At 38.0% G+C, this 19195-nt stretch carries 14 protein-coding genes and 1 pseudogene; 7 read left to right on the top strand and 8 right to left on the bottom strand.

Annotated elements, in window-relative coordinates; translation table 11 throughout:
* Positions 1-425, bottom strand: a pseudogene (locus tag HR060_RS17120) (helix-turn-helix domain-containing protein); the annotation flags it as partial.
* Between the two features lie 90 nt (positions 426-515).
* Positions 516-2048, bottom strand: coding sequence for a leucyl aminopeptidase (locus HR060_RS17115; protein WP_174201505.1), 1533 nt, complete (start codon positions 2046-2048; stop codon positions 516-518).
* A 196-nt stretch (positions 2049-2244) separates the two neighbouring features.
* Between HR060_RS17115 and sbcB the strand changes: the two genes are divergently transcribed.
* Positions 2245-3684, top strand: a complete 1440-nt coding sequence (sbcB, locus tag HR060_RS17110) for an exodeoxyribonuclease I (RefSeq protein WP_174201504.1) — start codon at positions 2245-2247, stop codon at positions 3682-3684.
* 150 nt (positions 3685-3834) lie between these two features.
* A complete protein-coding gene (locus HR060_RS17105; protein ID WP_246283205.1) occupies positions 3835-4461 on the top strand; it encodes a hypothetical protein in 627 nt (208 codons plus the stop codon).
* A 16-nt stretch (positions 4462-4477) separates the two neighbouring features.
* Here HR060_RS17105 and recD read toward each other — a convergent pair whose 3' ends face one another.
* From recD to recC, 3 genes are read right to left on the bottom strand one after another with little or no spacing between them, the layout of a single operon-like run.
* Positions 4478-6307, bottom strand: a complete 1830-nt coding sequence (gene recD, locus HR060_RS17100) for an exodeoxyribonuclease V subunit alpha (RefSeq protein ID WP_174201503.1) — start codon at positions 6305-6307, stop codon at positions 4478-4480.
* Positions 6307-9807, bottom strand: a complete 3501-nt coding sequence (recB, locus tag HR060_RS17095) for an exodeoxyribonuclease V subunit beta (protein WP_174201502.1) — start codon at positions 9805-9807, stop codon at positions 6307-6309. Before recB ends, recD begins: the two co-directional genes overlap by 1 nt.
* Positions 9807-13073 (bottom strand): exodeoxyribonuclease V subunit gamma, encoded by a 3267-nt coding sequence (gene recC, locus HR060_RS17090; RefSeq protein ID WP_174201501.1) that lies wholly within the window; start codon positions 13071-13073, stop codon positions 9807-9809. The genes recB and recC overlap by 1 nt, the downstream gene beginning before the upstream one ends.
* Before the next feature lie 134 nt (positions 13074-13207).
* Between recC and HR060_RS17085 the strand changes: the two genes are divergently transcribed.
* From HR060_RS17085 to HR060_RS17065, 5 genes are all read left to right on the top strand, one after another.
* Complete coding sequence (locus HR060_RS17085; protein ID WP_174201500.1) at positions 13208-13456, top strand: DUF2960 family protein; 249 nt, start codon at positions 13208-13210, stop codon at positions 13454-13456.
* On the top strand, positions 13449-13946 hold the full coding sequence (locus HR060_RS17080) for a GreA/GreB family elongation factor (RefSeq protein WP_174201499.1): 498 nt from the start codon (positions 13449-13451) through the stop codon (positions 13944-13946). Before HR060_RS17085 ends, HR060_RS17080 begins: the two co-directional genes overlap by 8 nt.
* A 62-nt stretch (positions 13947-14008) precedes the next feature.
* Positions 14009-14557: a DUF4136 domain-containing protein gene (locus HR060_RS17075; protein ID WP_174201498.1), complete on the top strand. Its 549-nt coding sequence runs from the start codon at positions 14009-14011 to the stop codon at positions 14555-14557.
* 70 nt (positions 14558-14627) lie between these two features.
* Positions 14628-15374 (top strand): GGDEF domain-containing protein, encoded by a 747-nt coding sequence (locus tag HR060_RS17070; protein WP_174201497.1) that lies wholly within the window; start codon positions 14628-14630, stop codon positions 15372-15374.
* Positions 15375-15420: 46 nt separating this feature from the next.
* Entirely contained in the window at positions 15421-15861 is a 441-nt protein-coding gene (locus HR060_RS17065; RefSeq protein WP_343044268.1) for an acyl-CoA thioesterase, read from the top strand.
* On the opposite strand, the gene HR060_RS17060 is transcribed toward HR060_RS17065, so the two are convergent.
* The 3 genes from HR060_RS17060 to HR060_RS17050 all read right to left on the bottom strand — a co-directional run bounded on the left by HR060_RS17060 (position 15858) and on the right by HR060_RS17050 (position 19136).
* Entirely contained in the window at positions 15858-16226 is a 369-nt protein-coding gene (locus tag HR060_RS17060) for a YacL family protein (RefSeq protein ID WP_174201496.1), read from the bottom strand. The two genes, HR060_RS17065 and HR060_RS17060, sit on opposite strands and share 4 nt — an antisense overlap.
* The gene (locus HR060_RS17055) at positions 16226-17083 is read right to left on the bottom strand and encodes an ion transporter (RefSeq protein ID WP_174201495.1); all 858 of its coding nucleotides are present in this window, start codon (positions 17081-17083) and stop codon (positions 16226-16228) included. The genes HR060_RS17060 and HR060_RS17055 overlap by 1 nt, the downstream gene beginning before the upstream one ends.
* Before the next feature lie 76 nt (positions 17084-17159).
* A complete protein-coding gene (locus HR060_RS17050) occupies positions 17160-19136 on the bottom strand; it encodes an EAL domain-containing protein (RefSeq protein WP_174201494.1) in 1977 nt (658 codons plus the stop codon).
* Between the last annotated feature and the right edge of the window lie 59 nt (positions 19137-19195).

Genomic DNA, 19195 nt, shown 5'->3' with positions numbered 1-19195 from the left:
GAGATAACGACAAGCTCTACTGACAGATAGCTTGGTTATGTTTTTTTCTTCAATAACGCGTTGCGTTGCTTTTTTGTGATACGTACTCCGAAATCTTTATCAAGTACATCGACTATCGTTTCAAAGAATTGTGCTTTTATCTTGGTATCTTCTAGCTCTTTTTCGAGGGCTTTGATTTTTTGCTCAGGTGTTAAGTCATTGGGTTTAGACATAAGGGGAAGCTCATTCATATGATTGGGAGTACCTTTACTCCAATCTAGTTGACCATATCGGCGAAGCCAAGTTAAAACGGTTGAAGCCCCTTGTATTCCATAGTGGTTTTGCGCTTGTTTGTAAGTACATTCGCCTTTTTCTACTTTATCAACGACGGATAATTTAAAGGCAAGTGAATAATCTTTTTGTGTACGCTTAGTTATTGGTTTCATTATCTTCTCCAAATTGAAGTTGGAAAAGTGTCAACCTTATTCAGGACGGGTCACTTGTAATAAAAAAACCGCTCAATGAGCGGCTTTTTTTTATTTGATATTTTCTCTAACGAGTTGGTCCATAAAACGAACCCCCCAACCCTGAGAGCCTTTTGGTGCAACGTTAATATCAGTTTCTAACCAATCAACACCTGCAATATCAAGGTGAACCCAAGGTAAATCTTTATCAATGAATGTCGCAACAACAGCCGCACCAATACTCGCTCCAGGGTTCCCCGCACCTGAATTTTTAATATCAGCAATCGGTGATTCTATTTGGGTAAAGTGATTTGGATGCAATGGTAAAGGCCATACACTTTCACCACTTATTTCGCCAAGATCCATCATTTTTTGTGTTAGTGCCCAATCACGTGTTACTAACCCTGCATATTCATCACTCAAAGCACGAACTGCAGAGCCTGTTAAAGTAGCGATATTTACTAGCATACTTGGTTTGTACTTATCTTGCGCGTATCGTACGGCATCAGCCAAGATTAATCGGCCTTCAGCATCGGTAGACATGATCTCAATTGTTGTGCCTTGCATTGTTGTTAACACGTCACCTGGACGAATTGCATCCTGAGACGGCATATTTTCAGCAAGCGGGATAACACCTACTAAATTTACCTTTTCACCTCGACTTGCCACGGCTAGCATCGTACCAGCAACTGCTGCAGCACCTGATAAATCAGATTTCATTGCCCACATGCCAGTATTTTTCTTCAAGCTAATGCCGCCAGTGTCAAAGGTAATACCTTTACCCACTAAGGCGATAGGGGCTGAATCATCATCGGCACCATTGTATTCAATTACCAACATGCGCGGATCGTGAATAGAACCCTGGCCAACACCTAACAATGCGCCCATTTTGTATTTTTTCATTTGTTTAACTTTAAGCACGTCAATATCTACGTTCTTAATGTCATCAAACAAATCTTCTACACGTTCAACAAAAGCTTGCGGGTAAATTGACTTACCGGGTTCAGAAGCCATATCACGTGCAAGGTAAATCCCTTTTACTAAATGCGCTAAATCGCCTTGGTATTTAGCGGTAGCTTTCTGACTTTCGTTTGATTGAACAACAAGCTTACGTGGCTCTGTTTTAGCGTCTGCTTTTTTGTATTTATCAAAATGATAATCACGCATCGCTGCACCCATCGCAATCCATGACTCAGCATCAGTCACTTGTGTGGTTAAATTATCTGTCAGTATCGAGATCACTGTCTTACCATTAGCAGGCATGGCTGCAATTGCCGCGCCACCTATGTCTTGCAGTTGAGATTGAGTCAGGGGTGATTTACCTGTTCCTACAACTGTAACTTGATTATAAGGAGTTAAACCGTAAAAAGTTTTTGTGCTACCTAATTTGATCGTTGCGTTTGACGCTTTAATTGCTGCCAATAATTGGCCATTTGTATGTTTGTTTACAGTAGAGGCACTGCCCTTTAATTCTTCGGTACTATCAATAAAAACAACTAATTGATTAGATTGCTTTAAATCGACATCCGAGAATTTAACATCAGGCATCGCTAGGGTTGATGCTGAAAAAAGAATAGTTAAACAAAATCCAATGATTTTATTCATATTTATTTTCCTTTGTAGATTATTAATTTGTGCTTGAAATATACGCTCAATCATTATTGTTAGCGTGTTATATAAATCTGTAATTGAGTTTAGTCGTGGTTAGTGCTTTTAGCGTTAGTAATATTGGCCTATCGATAGCAGTTTATGGTTTAAGCACCTATAATCGCGCTCAATTTAAGAATTCTAAGAAGTAATAATGGATACCAGTAACCAACCAAGTATTTTATGGCATGACTATGAAACCTGGGGTGCCTCGCCAAAACATGATCATCCGAGTCAATTTGCCGCCATACGTACCGATTTAGATTTAAACCCTATCGGTGATCCCGCTAATTTTTACTGTTACCCGCCTGCTGACTATTTACCTAACCCAGAGGCGTGTTTAATCACAGGTATTACTCCTCAATTAACGTTTGCCAAAGGTACTAATCAACACTTGTTTATGCAAAAGGTCATGAAACAAATGTTACAGGCTAATACCTGCTCTGCTGGCTATAATACTTTACGATTTGATGATGAAGTGACTCGCTACTCTGCCTATCGCAACCTAATGGAGCCGTATGCACGCGAATGGAAAAATGGCAATAGCCGTTGGGATATCATCGATATGGTCCGTGCTTGTTTTGCCCTTAGACCTGAAGGTATTGAATGGCCTGAACGCGAGGATGGTGCCCCTAGTTTTAAATTAGAATTACTCAGTCAAGCCAATGGTTTAGAGCATGCTAATGCCCACGATGCATTATCGGATGTATGGGCGACGATTGGCATGGCGAAACTGATTAAAACTAAACAGCCTAAACTCTATCAATATTTATGGGAGCTACGTGATAAGCGAAAAGTGGCTGAACTTATTGATGAACAAAATTTAGTGCCGCTTGTACATACCAGTTCAAAAATAAGTGCTTTTCAAGGGTGTACAACATGGATCGTGCCAGTAGCTTGGCATCCAGTAAATAAGAATGCTTTTATTGCTTTAAATTTAGCCTTAGATCCAGAACCTTTACTCAATATGACAACGGATGACATTGCCAACCTTTTATTTAGTAAAGAAGAAGATTTAATGGAAGGTGAATCTAGATTACCGATTAAACTGATTCATACAAACAAATGTCCAGTGTTAGCACCTGCCAAAACATTAACTGAAGAAAATGCTGAACGTTTAGGTATTGATAGAGCTACTTGCTTAAAAAATCTTGCTTTTATTAAACAACATCAACAGCAAATTTCACAATCGTTAATTGACTTCTATACTCAACAAGAATTTGAAGAAGAAAAAGATGTAGACCATATGCTCTATTCGGGCTTTTTTAATCAAAGCGATGTGCAATTAATGAATCAGTTACATCAAATGCCGATTGAGCAATTAGTCAATTCTTCACCTGCATTTAGCGATAATCGCCTACAACAGCTATGGTTTAGATTCAAAGCGAGAAACTACCCTGAAAGCTTGGCTGCTCAAGAATTGACCAAATGGCAGTTGCACTGCCAAGAAAAATTGACTGGTAATTCAAATAAAGGCTGCTTAAATGCACAAGAGTTTGTAACAGACCTTGAAAATTTAACCAGAAATGGCAAGCTATCAGACGAAAAAATGGCGATTTTGAAGGCACTTTATGACTATGTAAGTCAAATGTGATTGAAAATAGCTGTTTAATGATATATTTTTGTAAGTTCGCAATTTGCGATATCTTTGTAATTAACATTGAGAAAAATATAATCGTTTATTAAGATTAATTAATATATTGCTGATCTTGCTGTACAGTAGCTTTTAAAAGAGATTTAAGTTTTGGCACTACCTGAATATATACCAGAAGAATATAAGCAAAAATTGACTCAGGATGGGCATGGTATAAGTTTTCCATGTGATACTGGCTGTCAAATGCGCTTCATTCGAAATAAAAAGGATTTAGGTGGATTTTATTCTTATAAACAATGGGGAGGAATTGAGAAGGCATTAGATGCGGCAATGAGTCGCAACAAGCAGTTAAAAGCCTTACATCCTACCAGCAAGATAAGAAGAGTTCGAAAGCCAAAGGATGGTACAAGTTGTGGCTTTAACGGTGTTGGTTACCGTGAAAAGTTAGATAAGCGTCGCAATGAAATCGAGAGGTTTTATTGGGTTAGCTACAAAAAAAATGATAAACCAGCAGTGAAGACATTTTCACTGGGATACACTCACTTCAATGCAGATTTGCAATTTCATGCATACAGGACAGCAATTCAATTCAGGCAAGAATGGGATGAATTTGGCGAAGATATGAATTTCGATAAATATCGTCGTTGGCGCAAATTAAAATTATATGAGTTTGGTACCCCTCCTTTTGAAGTCGTCAGAAAACGCCGTAGAAAAGGCGAAGCGTTAAGCGAAGATGTACAACTTCAAAAAGATGAAGAAAATGTAGAAGTTGCATAAAGAAAAAGCTCACTTTTTAGTGAGCTTTTTTGATCCTCGCCGCTAAACCAGATTGGCGTTCAACTCTATGCTCAATAGCTTGCTTTAAAAGCCTATTTTCACCAAATATAGCGAGCTGGGATTTAGCACGTGTAAGCCCTGTGTATATTAATTCGCGTGACATTATGCTTGAGTAGTAATCAGGTAATAAAATCACAACGTGACCAAACTCTGAACCCTGGGTTTTATGTATCGTCATCGCATAAACGGTTTCATGCTTAGGTAGCCTACTTAAACTCAGCCACCTGATACCTTCACTCGATTCAAATGCCACCATTAACTTTCCTTGATGATGCCAAATCAAGCCGATATCACCATTGTACAAATTTAAATTATAGTGATTGGCTGTGATCATAATAGGTTTAGCATGATAAAAATAATCACTGTCTCGTGCTATTTTATTGAGCTTTTTAAGCCTTGCTTCAACTTTGATATTGATTTGGTCAACACCCTGCTCTCCTTCTCTTGTCGCACATAAGAATCTGAATTGATTTAATCTTGAAAATGCGATTTGTACCGATTCGGCATTGGATATTGTACCAATGTAAGCATCGACATAATGATTAAATGTATCTTCAGTTAGTTGTGGCTGATAGCAAATATCTTGATAAACCGTATCGAGTAATATTGCTGACGCTGTTTGATAATCTCCTGATAACGTTGCTTTTGCTAAGTGTCCAATGCCAGAGTTTTCATCGAATCGATAACTGACTTTTAACTCGGTTAAAAAATCCAACGCATGGTTATCAATTAATTGCGGATTGGCGTTTAACTTATCAAGATATTGGCATCGAGATAGGGAGAAGCCTTTGATGGGTCTTGGCGCAATATCAGCTAAGACAGAGCCTGTGCTAACAGAAGGGAGTTGATCCGCATCACCTAGCAATAAAACACGGGTATTATCTGATAAAGCGCGGAATAAACGCGTCATCAGTGCCAAATCAACCATGGACGCCTCGTCAATGAGTATCAGGTCGTAATCTAAACGCTGTGTTTTGTTAAATTTAGGTTTGTGTGCTTGTGAGCCTATACCTAATAATCTGTGTATGGTAGTTGCTTGCTCAGGAACCTTATCTTTAAGTGCATTATCTACGTTAAGCGTTTGTTTAGCTTTAATTATTGATTCACTTAATCGTTGCGCAGCCTTACCCGTTGGGGCGACTAATGCAATGTTAAATTCTTCATTAATTGAACATAAGGTGGCTAAAAGTTTCACTACGGTAGTCGTTTTACCTGTTCCAGGGCCGCCGATGATGATGGCTAATGAACGGTCGAGGGAGTTAGCGACAGCAATTTTTTGCCAATCTAATTGAGTTGTGGATGATTGATCAAATAAATGACTCAGTAATTGATTGGCTTTAGTAATTTGTTGTTCATCTAAATTACTGACGCTGAGCTTAGTGTTAACCAGTGTTGCCAGCTCGGTTTCAAATTGCCAATAACGTCGAAGATACAAAAGCTTAGTATGGCTATCAAATACGAATTCAGCTTGATCATCTGGTGTAACGCGATATTGATTTAAAACCGAAATTATATTGACCTCGGATGGGAATTGATAAAGCCCGGTACTTTCATCGATTAACTGCTTAAACCAAGGTTGTTTATTAGCAAGGTTCACCACATCAATACAAGCGTGGCCTTCTCGTACACTCTGTGATAATCGAATGATTAGATGCATCATTAGGCTGATATCATCATCTTTTACTGCTAAACGCTGACACAAGCGCTGAGCAAGATAAAAATCTATCGCTTCAATACCGGCTAATTCGGCTAAACATGCTTCGAGCCGAGAAATATAGTGATTCATTAAGCATCTACTCCGTTAAACGCTGACTCCAATGCCAAAATGGCCTGAGGTTGATTAGGAGTGAAATATATACCTGCACCTTGGTGCTCACTTTGATTAGACATCCCCCTTAGGAAAAGATAGTAGCTACCACCTAAATGCTCATTAATATCGTAATCTTCAATTCTTTGTTTCAAATATTGATGTAACGCAAGGGAATAAATTAAAGACTGTAAGTCATAAAAGCTCGATTCCATGCTTAATTTCATATTCTCTGAATTGTAATCAGAGAAACATTCACCTAAGAAATTAGACTTGTAATCAGCGACATAGTACTTTCCTTCAAACTCAAATACTAAGTCGATCACACCATTGAACATACCTTCAAGCTTTTGTGAACTAACATGTTCGATGTAATCATTTCCCGAAGCTCCTCGACATTGGCTTAATATCTGGTTGATTTGCTTAGTTGAACCGAGCTGAGTTGGGAAATAAAACGTCACCTCTCGGAGCGTTTTTTCATAAGCTAATTGCGCCAGGCAAAACTGTGATGAATTAAGTGGGGCTTGGATTATTGCATTAAACCATTCTGTCACTGCGCTTATATCTCCAGCGTCGTCTTTATCTCCGTAGATAGACAATACTTTATCAGTAAGCTGAGTCCATTCAGGTGTGATAAAGTCCATATCTTCCAATGCTTCGTGCAGTACTAACCCAGGTTTTGCTCCTTTTGGGTATAGGAAATTAATCAGATTACTTTCAATTTTATTAACATTACCCTGTTCATCTTCATCTAATTCTTTATGTTCTAGTACACTAATGTGATGTTTATCTTTGGTCATCGCTGAAAATGAGTGCATGCGCCAATGTTTTTCAATTTGATGAGTAAACTGTTTCGCTTGTAAATCAACTTTTGCTTGCTCAATGTTGTCTATTTTTTCCTCGCCATTGACTGCATCACTGTCAATAACACTCAAGTTAGAATTATCAGCACATAGAAGTTGTAAAGCTTGTTTAAGATCATCTGGTTTTGATAAACACAAACCAAAAGGTGACAGTTCGTTATTAGCAAAAGGGGTTACACCCAAATAACAGCGGTGAATTGCACGTGTAATAGCCACATACAGCAAACGCACATCTTCTTGGTGCGTTTCATTTAAATACTTTTGGTAAATATGTTCAGCATTACCTAAAAATACTTTGTTATTGCCCGTATCCGCATCGAAATACTGCATATAATCGAGGCGTCGGCTTTCTTTGTAGCGAGTAGCAAAAGGAATAAAGACAATCGGGTATTCTAATCCTTTCGAACCATGGAATGTCGTGATTTGGATAAGGTCTTTTTCACTTTCTAACCTGAGTTCTGATTCACTGATGTATTCAGGCTGATTAATTTGTTGCTCAAACCAGTCGATTAATTGAGGAATAGAAGAGAACTTTTGCGCTTGTTTTTGCAATAGCTCAATTAGGTGAAGATAATTGGTTAAATCTCGTTCAATGTTAGTTTGATTTAATACACTATGCTTGAATAGCGCCTCAAAGCACATACTGATCAAGCTTTGCTTTTGCCAGATTTGCTTTAAATCAAGTATTTTATCTCGCCATGTCTCCCAAAAATATTCATCTTGATTAAGCCGCATTAATGCATTTTCATCTAATCCGATAAATGGACTAGCCAGCGCTGTAATAAATAGCGCTTGGTTATCCAGGTGCCATACACCTTGTAAAAAGCGGTATAAAGCTTGGGCATGTTCAGTTGTGTAGATATTATCCCGGTTACTCAAATAAACAGAATTTAAGCCTTGCTTTGTCAAAGCTTGTTGCATATCGACAGCTTCTGTTTTGTCCCTAACGAGTATCGCTATATCCTTTACACCTAATTTGCTTAATTGCCCTTCAGATGACAGTTTAATTGGGTTCCTGTCTGATAGTAATCGAGATATTTCTAAAGCGAAAATATCAGCAATGTGTTGTCGATAACTGGCCGGATTAACTTTTCCTGGCTCTACTTCACCAAAATAAATCAAATTCATCGCAGAACGCTCTGCATCATCTACCACAAATAAAGAATCTTTGTGATGAGCTTTCACTGCCTGATAAGCAATCGATTGTCCAAATACATTAAAGCTGGTTTGTATTTGTTCAGAGGTCTCATTGATAGCTTCACCAAGAAATACTCGGTTATAGGCATTTACGACCTGTTCACTTGAACGATAGTTGGTGTCCATTACCCATTGATACTGAGCTTGTGAACGGGCTAGTAAATAAGTATGGATATCCCCGCCCCTGAAGCGATAAATAGCTTGTTTCGGGTCGCCAATCATCAGGAATAAATGTTTATCTACTGACTGGTGTATTGTCGAGAATATTCGATATTGCTGTTCATCTGTATCTTGGAATTCATCTACTAATATTGCAGGGTATTGATCTGCCAGTGCTAATGTCAAATCACGCTTGTTTTCATCGGCCACAGCTTCAGATACCAGGGTGATCAGATCGTTAAAATCAACGAGGTTGAGCGTATTTTTGTGTGTAGATACCTGACAACGTATCTTATCAATAAGCGATTTTATTAACTCATTCGCTTTTACATCATCACATGCCGCAGGGTATGTCGTAATAGCTTTGATCAGCTCATTTAATGGTGCTAATGCGGCTTTTAGTTGTACTTTGATATCTGCTGGTTTGCGGCTGAACCTTCGACCATCAATGAATTTTTTAATATCTTGTTCAATAGGTAATGTGGTTAATTGCTCAAGTGGATAAGACAACCATAAATGCATAGCCTCGTATTGTGCTAAACGTGTCTTATCACCATCGACTAATACTGATTCGATAACAGCAGCACCATCATTAATGCTAGCTAATGCGCGCGCTTGTAATTCACTTAACGTTTGCTCAATTGATGCCAAACTTTGATGTTCAATACTTGTTTGGCTGGTAATTAAACCATGGTATTTGGCATAAAAATGTTGAGGACTTGGGTGCTTACTTGCCAAAGTTTTATAACTTTGCTCATTTAGCGCAAGTCTACGGTACATATCTTCGATACTTTGCATCACGATTGCTTGCGTATCGGTAGTTAACTTGAGATTAAAATTAACTTTTGCAAGCAGACTATGTTCAGCCAGTACACTAGAGCAGAAACCATGAATAGTAAAAATAGCCGCTTCATCCATATGTAAAATGGCATGATCGAGCCTTGTTTTCGCTTCATCAAAATCGATACTGTTTACGAGTGACTTAAAAAACGTATCTAATTCATCTGTAGGTTGATGCCATTTCGAAATTGCTGCTCTTAGCTCTTTGTTGATTCTTCCTTTGAGCTCTTGTGTAGCAGCTTGGGTGAAAGTAACGACCAATATTTGCTGAACATTGAGTTTTTTTTCAAGTAACAATCTTAGATAAATGCGGGTAATGTTATAGGTTTTCCCTGTACCAGCGCTGGCCTCAATAATATGACTACCATTAAGTGGAATCTCTGCAGCATCGAGTTGTTGCATGTTTTTTTGTTCTTCCATTATTCAACTACACCCGATATTTCGTAATGACTGATAGTAAGGTTATCAAATAACCCCTTGTATAAATCCATGATGTTGTCTGACCAAGCACTTTGCCACTGTGGTACTTTAGGCCAAAAATATTGCCGATAAGGATCGTCGCACAGACCGGCGCCCCTGGAAGGTTGCCAAATCGTTTCAAAGCTATTTTGTGTGAAGGGTTTTAATTGCTTTTTTCTATCTTTAGCAAAATGTACTTGTGCAATTTCAAAGTCTACTAACTCAGCGCTGTGACTGCCTTGTATAAATTGATTAACTAACTTGGCCAATTCGCTACAAGCTTGCTGCTGGTCTATCGGATTGAAGGTGATGTTTTTACCTTGCTCTTTTTTACTATCCCTATGAATACCTTTAGATAATGTCGGTTCCTGGGTATTGGCCAGCAGGTGCAACAAATATAAATTCATTATATCTTTAGCTTTTGCATCGGCCAAACGCCACAATAATTGAATTCTGCAACCTGCATCATCTACAAGCCCACTGACTATGGGTAAATAACCTTTAATTAGGTAGTTATTTTGTTTAATTTCGCAAAGGTGCTGGCCAGGCAGTAGCTCAACGTTGTTAATGCCTTGTTGCGATAAATTTGAAGCATATTGCTTGGCAACACGCTGCCAATCATCAACTAGATTATCGATTAAAGGGTTATTAGGTAACTGCCCTGACATTTTTATTTGCTCGATAAATTTGTCCGGCTCTTCACCTCTAATATGACCCTGTACTAATTCCTGCTGGAATTGATAACGTGTTAAATGATCAGTATCAAAAGGTTCGGAATCGGACAAGGCTTTGGTGACATCATAAAAAGTCAGATTAAGTGTGTTCTCAGCATAAAACTTAGCAGGGTTGGTATAATAACTGACCATCTGGCCAATATTGATCTCATCTGTGACATTACAAATTGTTGCCATATCATCGCTTTTAACCTGCAAACTTCTTTTAATAAGGTTTAGCCAGCCTGTTTGATAACTTTTAGGTTGATTGACAAGGTATTGTCCAGTATCGAATGCTTGAAGTGCGGTTCGTTTAATTTCAGATGTTTCAAAGTGATAAGCTTTTTTAAGGTACGCTAACATCTCTAATAAAATACTAGAGGGTTGACGCTCAGCATTGTCTCTAACTTGATTACCTTGGTAACTGATGTATAGCTTTTCTCTAGCTGATAGTAGACACTCTAAAAATAGATACCTATCATCGCTGCGTCTTGAACGATCGCCTAACCTAGGTTTATCATTAGCCAACAAGTCTAATGAACTAGCAGCCTTTAAACGTGGGAAATCCCCATCATTCATACCGAGTAAAACAATAATTTTAAAAGGAATACTACGCATCGGGATTAATGAACAAAAAGTAACCTGCCCTGTCATAAAATGTTGGCTTTGCAACGGCTGATTAAATGCTTGTTCAAAATATTCAACAATAATACTGTGTTCTATTGGTGTATCAATTTCGGCAAGAACACAGTTATTTTCCAAACTTTCAATAGCACTGAGTAAGGTTCGGTATTCCAAGGAGCTGTCATCAGCTAATTCAAATAGATCGCCCACGAGTTGATTAAGATAAATGAGCCATTGTTTGAGCGGTTTATTTTTAGTTACCTGAACTTCATGCATTGCTAAGGTTTCGATAAAGTACATGAGCTTACCTAGTAAAACGGCATGGTCCCCTTCGATATCTGGTAATAAAAGTAAATCATCATCAGTGACAATAGCCTCATCTCCATGTGCGTAACCGAGTAGTAAACGCTTTAAGCCCTGGTGCCAGGTATAATCATCGTTGGCTGGTAGATCAAATTGTGATTTTTGCTCACCATCTATACCCCAGTGAATAGCCGCATTTTTTAGCCATAAACTAATGGTGTCAATGTCTTGGGTTTCGAAACCAAACTTTGCTTGGATATACGGAGTACTGAGCCATTCAATAACTTGGTTAACGGTAAATCGTTGCTCTGGCAATGACAGCATTTGACTGAAAAGCTGAATTAAAGGCATGTCAAAAGAAAAGCTACGATCAGCAATCGAGCTAGGGATAGCCGTTTTATTATCGACCCCATGCTGGTTAAATACAGCTTGAATATAAGGTGCATAATCTTCCACTGATGGACACATAACCAAAATATCTTTTGGCGTTAATGCTGAGTTTTCAGCAAATTGATCGAGTAACCAGTCGTGTAAGGCTTGAACTTCACGAAGTGCACTATGTGATGAGGTAAAAATGATACTGTCATCGATAAGATTAGCCTCGGGTGACTCCCCTCTATCGGTCAATGTTAAAATATCTTGCTGTACACAGTGCAATAATGAGTTGCGCTTAGGGGTTTGAAAAGCTGAAATTTCATTTTGAGGCTTAGTGTATAAAAGCTTTAAAAAAGCTTGGCCGTGTTGACCAAAACAAGCGAGTAATGGGTTTCTCAAATCATAAAACTGACTATCTAAATCGGTTTGATGATCTAACCAAGTAACACGTTGCCTTAATAACTGTTTATCACTTTGAATGTCCTGCCAATACTCATTACAGGGACTGAGCAAAAATAAATGCATATCTTGTTTTTCTGCTAAAAGGGCAAAAAAATCTAACCAAAGTGGAGGAAGACTGTTAAAACCAAACAGGATACGTTGTTTCGGCCTAAATACATCTTCTTGGGCTATGATGGCTTGTAGCCGAAGCATTTCAGCAACTGGGTGTCTTGGGTTTTGTTTAACTAATTCATGCCATAAACGCGCTTGCCAAACATGAGTATCTGTATTTGGCATCACGTAGTCACCATCGGACCACTTCATAATCCAATCAGGACGAAAGATCTGATACTGCTCAAATAAATCCGAAATGGTTTTAGCTAATTGGAAACGTTTTACCGCTTTAGTTTTGCCCTCTTCTATCCAGTAATTTCGGATCGTATCAAACACAGGGTCTGCAATAAGTTGTTCATCAGCCAATAGCTTATCAATTCGCCACGTCATAATTGATGATTTGTAAGGTGACTCTTTGCTTAAACTAGGATCGAGTTCTCGCAAAATAGACCAAATTGCACCAGCAGGCGGCTCAAATTTGAGGTTCATGGCGATGCCGTTTTGTTTGGCTAACATCATCAGTAGCCAATGTTGCATACCTTTGTTTTGTACCAAGATATGCTGGCAGTCTAGTACTGAATCGAAAGTGTGTTGCAATACTTTTGATAACATCACTGATAAATTTTCTAAGTGATTTGACAGATAGATATGCAACATATTTTCAATTCCTGAGGTAAACTAGCATATGAAGATTCATAGCTATGAATGTTAATTGAAATTGCTATGTTTATCGATAAATTACACCTCAAATCAATGCGATAGATTAAATTTAAGCCTCAAGGAGAAGTCCCTTGCCACGCAAGATAGTATATACCTATAAAAATGAACAAAAGACGATCAGCTTTAGTTTTGATAAATATCGAGATATGTTTGAGGCCGTTGCTGCTGCGGAAGATTTAGATATTCAAAAATTTTTATCTATGGAGCAAGCGCTTGAATACACGACACGTGACAAATCTGCTTTGAGAAATTTCAGACAGGCAGAAATCAAGCGATTAGGGTTTACTCAATTGGAGTGGTTAAAAGAAGACGATGAATAAAGCCGTAGTCATCAAAGCCAGTATTGAGTATCTAGAACAACAGTATTTAGTATTAGAAAATGCTGCGAGGCAAGCCCACAATGATGCTACGCATGAAGAAAGTGTTGCAGAAACGCAATATGATACGTTAGGTTTAGAAGCGGCATTTCTAGCACAAGGGCAATCTAACCGTGCTCAACAAATTCACCAAGATATCCTATATTTTAAGAATCTACTCGAAAGCCAAGTAAACACAGAAATTCAAGTGTCAAAGATAAGCACTGATAGCTTGGTTAGACTCGTTAATGAAAACGATGAACAAGCAACATATGATTATCTGATTGTAAAACAAGCCGGTGGTTTTAAGCTCTGTATTAACGATAAAACAGTTTGGGTGATAAGTCAGCAAAGCCCAATGGCGAAACGCTTAATGGGGCTTACGGTAGAAGATGACATCGAAATACGTGTTAACCAACAAGCAATTAGCACATACATCGCTAAGATTCAGTAACAATGAAAGAACTTTTCAGTCAACCATTACTCTAAAAATAAAAAAGAAAGGAAATCAATTAGATGAAAGTTATTTTCCCCCTTATTTTAAGTATCTTTATGTTGAGTGCTTGTGTTCAGGTAACCGAACAATCTTCGACTATGTCAGATCCATTAATGGTAACGGGGACGCATGATATCAATGCGAGTTATCCAAAGGGCGCTAAATTTATCATTACGCCTAAATATATTAATGAATCGACTAAAAACACACACAAGCGTATCTATCAATCATATGCGCAAAGTATACAAACCAATCTTGAAAATGCAGGTTATCAAGTAGTAACGAGTACTCAATCAGTGCCTGATTTTCGTGTGTTGTTTGCTTTGGCATTGGAAAAAGAATTGAGCGACTCAGTCATTTCGGATAAATTTGGCATTACTCCTGGTTTACACACGTCAAATGACCAAGAAAAAGGCAGTTTTTTAATCGCTGTTGAAAATACCAGAACGGGTGAGCGTTTATGGCGTGGGGCCGCACAAGGTCTAGTACATCAAGAATATAATATGCAGCAGCGCCAGCAAAGAACTAAACAAGTCGTTGAACAGGTGCTAACTCAGTTTTACCGTTAATACTTGCCTAAGTATCTAATTTAATACTATTTTTTAATAGTCAGAATCCTTTAGATAGTAGGATCAGGTGATGTATAAAGAACAAAACAACAATATAAAAATAGAACTCGCAGTATTACTGCTGTTCAATCTCGTTTGTTTTGTTGTTTTTGCCCATTACGATACGCTTGAGCTTATTTATCAGTTTTCTCGTCAACACGAAGAATACGAACTGGATGAAGTCATACCTTTATTTGTTACTCTCTGCTTATCATTGGGCTTTTTCTCTTTTCGTCGTTGGCAGGATGTCCGCAGTTTAGTTAAAACTACCCAGCAACAAGCCTTAACAGACCCCCTCACCCAGCTTTGTAATCGCCGTGCATTTGATGAAATTATTAGTAGTGAAAAAGCGCGCTTTGAACGACATAAAGAAGCATTTAGCTTATTGATTATTGATTTAGATGATTTTAAATCGGTAAACGATAAATACGGACACCAAGTTGGGGATCAGGTGTTAATTTGTGTGACTTATTTATTAAAAAAACATTGCAGAAAGTCTGATTACATTTGCCGCTGGGGTGGCGAAGAGTTTCTAATTTTATGCCCTAAAACTAATCTTGAGCAAGTTAAAAAGTTAGCTGACCACCTGCAAGTTGCTTTAAATTACCCAATCAATGAAGACAGAAACATCAGTGCCAGTATAGGTATTGCTGAAATTCATCCAAACGAAAGCTTAGAAACGCTGCTTAAAAGAACTGACAATGCTTTATATACTGCTAAAGCAAAAGGTAAAAATACTATTGTTTATGCAGACTTACCCGTACCATCCAGAATTTAGATTATGTGCCATACTTTAGTTATTACTAAGTTATGGTCTATCTATTTTGAATAATCCATCTGAAGATAAAGAACTTATTTGCCCGCTTCCTCAAGGTGAGTTATTGCTAAGGACCTCAGCAATGCCAGCAGACACTAATGCCAATGGTGATATATTTGGCGGGTGGATCATGTCACAGTTAGATATTGCTGGTGGTATGATGGCCAAAGCAATCACTAGAAGCCGAACGGTAACCGTTGCTGTTGATAATATGCTCTTTTTAAAGCCGATTAAAGTCGGTGATATTGTTTGTTGTTATGGCAGTATAAAACATACTGGCAATACGTCTTTGAGTTTAGAGTTAGAAGTATGGGTTGAGCCTATTTTAAGAAATTGTATTGAAACCGATAGAGATGGATGTGCGATATTTAAAGTTGTGCAGGCGCTCTATACCTATGTTGCCATTGACGATTTAGGTAACAAGCACCCGATTAAACGCAATTTTTAGTCGATGAAATCGAGTAAAGCTTGGATCAGACGGATAAAATCAACCAAACCACACCCTGCTTCACTCGAGTGCTCTTCAAGCACTAATATCTCATCAGGTAAATCGATTTCAGTTAAATCAGTATCATCATTCACTCGGATAACAACTTCGTATTGATCTGCTGTCAGGTATAGTTGCTTTCCCGTATCAATATAATCCGGTATTTGTTTACTTTCGAGCTGTGTTAATTGGTTTAATAGATAGCGAGCGCGAGATGGATTACCAATTAGCTCATCGTTAAGCCAAGTAGCAAATAACGCATGATTGTAATCATCAAGCGAGACCTTAAAGTTACCTTCAAGATCTCGTCTAAATTCAAAATCCATTATTGTTTATCTGCCTTTTGCTGAGCAATAAGTAATTGCTTTAATTCAGCCAATTCTGCTTTTATTTCTTTTAAGTTAGGCTCGCCGTCTTCTTCACTTTGTAGCTGCGCAGCTTTGTTTCGCTCATCTTCAAGTACATTGACGACAATACCAATGACCATATTTAAAAACGCAAATGCCGTAAAGAATATAAAAGTTAAGTAGAAAGACCATGAAAGTGGATAAACCGTCATGGTTTCATACATTACGTCAGTCCAGTCTTCAAAGGTCATTACCCTGAATAAGGTTAACAAACTAATGGTTATATCACCCCAAAGTTCAGGGTTTATTTTAGCGAAGAATGTAGATCCTATTGCGGCATAGATATAGAAGATAATGAACATCAATAACATGACATAGCCAAGTTGAGGCAAGGCTTTGACCAGTGAATTGATTAACAATCTTAATTCAGGAATGATTGAGATCATCCTAAGTACACGGAATATACGCACTAAACGACCTAAAATAGCCATTTCGCTGTCTTCGATTGGGATCAAGCTGACGACAACAATGAGTGTATCAAAAACATTCCAAAAGTTATTGAAGAATCGTTTTTTATTCGGTTCACCTATGAATCGGATAATGATTTCAATTAAGAAGATGACAGTGATACTTAAATCAAAGAAATGGATGATAGTCATTAACCCACTTGGAATGGGGTAAGTTTTGGCACCTATCATCAAAGCTGATAAGACAATAACTGCGATAACAAAAATCTCGAATGCTTTGTTATTTCTCAGTTGGAAAAATTTGTATTGAAGACCTTTGTTTTGGTCTGTGATAAGGGTTTTATCTATTGATTCGTCAAATTTCGTCATAGCGAATTATCCTATTATTATTAGGCGGGGAGGATAAATTCAGCGAGCGAAAATGTCTAGTTCAGAATCATTAATCTTATGCTGATTTGATTTGCCATTGGTTGACGTAGTCTACTAATTCATCAGGCGGTATGGCACCTGAATAATACCAACCTTGTACATAATCGATTTGAAGACTTCGGACCCACTCTAACTCTTCTTGTGTTTCCACTCCCTCAGCGACGACAATAAAACCTAATTCTTGGAATAAACCCGCAATATGACGATACAGTGTTTTACCTTTCTCTGTATTACAACTGAGTAAAATACTCCGGTCTAATTTTGCATAACGCACCGGTAAGCTACCTAACATAGATAAACTTGAGTAGCCCGTTCCAAAATCATCAAGTACAGTCTCGATGCCACTGTTCTTTAATTTTTGAATATTTTGGGTAACAACTTCTGTTTGCGCTAAATAACTCGACTCAACAATTTCTACTTTTACTTGGTTAGGGTAATTTGAAAATGTTCGACATAAGTTATCAACACTTTCGTTGTTTGTCAGAACATCAGGGTTAAGGTTAATACTAACGACTGGGTTAAAACCTTGTTTAGCCCATTCTTGTAAATCTCTGTCTGCTTGTTCTATTACCCAGTTATCTATGATGTAACCTAGTTTATGTTCGATGAGCATATCTAAAAAATACGGACCAACGAGCTTACCATCTAGCCTTCTTAATCTTAAAAGTGCTTCAAAACCAATGATATTGCCTTTTTTAACGCAGATTTGAGGTTGGTAATGCAATTGTAAATTACCGTCAGCAATTTCATTGAGTATTTTTAACAACTCATCTTCGGATTCACGAGTCGCTTGTTGGGTTCGGATAAACTGGCTTTCATTTTCAAATTCAGCATTTTCATAAATATCTAAGCTTTTTTGTAATTTGTTGACCGAACTGACCAAATTGCGTTTTTTAATACTGTGATTAACAAATGGGTAATAAATAAGCGCATTCAGCATAATCAAGGTAAGCTGATACAAGGCCGTGATGATACTGTCCCCTACTATCCAGCCATTAATAAATACAGGGGTGATCCAACTGACTTCTGTTGATGAGAATGGGACAAGACCAGCACCGAGTACATAATAGGAAATAATAAAATTACATACAGGTGCCATAATAAATGGAATCAGGTAGATAGGATTCAGTACTATCGGTAGCGCAAATATAATAATTTCTGAAAAATTGAATATTGCAAAAGGCGTGGCAATTTTTACGATAGTCCTTTCATGAGATTGTGCTTTTGCTAGATAAACAGCAATCATCAACCCCCATATAGCGCCTGAGCCGCCAAAAATGACAAAAGTATCATAGAAAACTTTTGCCGACAGGCCTGGCAAGATATCTTGATAAAGAAAGTGTTGTTGGAAACTTATATTAAAAGCATTGTCACCATGAATGCCAAAAAACCACAAAACATGGGTGACCAACATTCGATTGAAGGTATTTAAAGCTACAGATACGTTTTCAAACTGATTTAAAAGTGGGTAGATAGTGACTGCGGCTATCGCTTCTATTAGTGGTATGAGGAAAAACAGGCCGAAGAAAACGATGGCAAAAGGAATAATTAAAACCAAGTGCTTTCTTAAGAAATAACTGACACCTGGCATTACTGAGAGTAAAGGCCTGCAAAGCTTCATGGTGTAATGCAGGCCGTAGCAACTAATTGTCGGGATCAATAAAGTGTAAGCCGCTGATGCACTAGGCTGCAGAATAAGGCCGGCTTCGGACCAGCTAAAGTAGTGCCCGTGAACGGCAAAGCAGGTTAAGGCCAGAAAACTGGCTACTATGCTATCAAGCCCGATATTTTTAGATAAGAAATAACCAACGGCTATGACAGTGGCAGCGGGTAAAAACTGGATGATGACCTGACTACCAAAAGCTAAAAAGCGCGCAGCTTCACTTTGAGCATCGATAAAACCTAAACCAATTAATGTATGTTGTACCAAGATAGAAACAGCCGACACAACAAAATAAGGGATGAGTGAGATGAACGCTTCTCTTAGTGACAAAAAGAAACGACCTTGGAAAAATCCCCCAATTGTGGTTTGGCTATAACTGGTTGATAAAC

The sequence above is a fragment of the Marinifaba aquimaris genome (genome assembly GCF_013328345.1).
Taxonomy (GTDB): Bacteria; Pseudomonadota; Gammaproteobacteria; order Enterobacterales; family Alteromonadaceae; genus Marinifaba; species Marinifaba aquimaris.
The sequence above is the reverse complement of the archived record's forward strand: the minus strand, read 5'-3'. Positions and strand labels throughout refer to the sequence as shown.

Excerpts from the sequence above, each read along its gene's own strand:
- recB (WP_174201502.1), bottom strand. The coding sequence starts at position 9,807 with ATGGAAGAACAAAAAAACATGCAACAACTCGATGCTGCAGAGATTCCA.
- HR060_RS17075 (WP_174201498.1), top strand. The coding sequence starts at position 14,009 with ATGAAAGTTATTTTCCCCCTTATTTTAAGTATCTTTATGTTGAGTGCT.
- HR060_RS17060 (WP_174201496.1), bottom strand. The coding sequence starts at position 16,226 with ATGGATTTTGAATTTAGACGAGATCTTGAAGGTAACTTTAAGGTCTCG.
- recC (WP_174201501.1), bottom strand. The coding sequence starts at position 13,073 with ATGTTGCATATCTATCTGTCAAATCACTTAGAAAATTTATCAGTGATG.
- HR060_RS17080 (WP_174201499.1), top strand. The coding sequence starts at position 13,449 with ATGAATAAAGCCGTAGTCATCAAAGCCAGTATTGAGTATCTAGAACAA.
- HR060_RS17115 (WP_174201505.1), bottom strand. The coding sequence starts at position 2,048 with ATGAATAAAATCATTGGATTTTGTTTAACTATTCTTTTTTCAGCATCA.
- HR060_RS17055 (WP_174201495.1), bottom strand. The coding sequence starts at position 17,083 with ATGACGAAATTTGACGAATCAATAGATAAAACCCTTATCACAGACCAA.
- HR060_RS17070 (WP_174201497.1), top strand. The coding sequence starts at position 14,628 with ATGTATAAAGAACAAAACAACAATATAAAAATAGAACTCGCAGTATTA.
- sbcB (WP_174201504.1), top strand. The coding sequence starts at position 2,245 with ATGGATACCAGTAACCAACCAAGTATTTTATGGCATGACTATGAAACC.
- recD (WP_174201503.1), bottom strand. The coding sequence starts at position 6,307 with ATGAATCACTATATTTCTCGGCTCGAAGCATGTTTAGCCGAATTAGCC.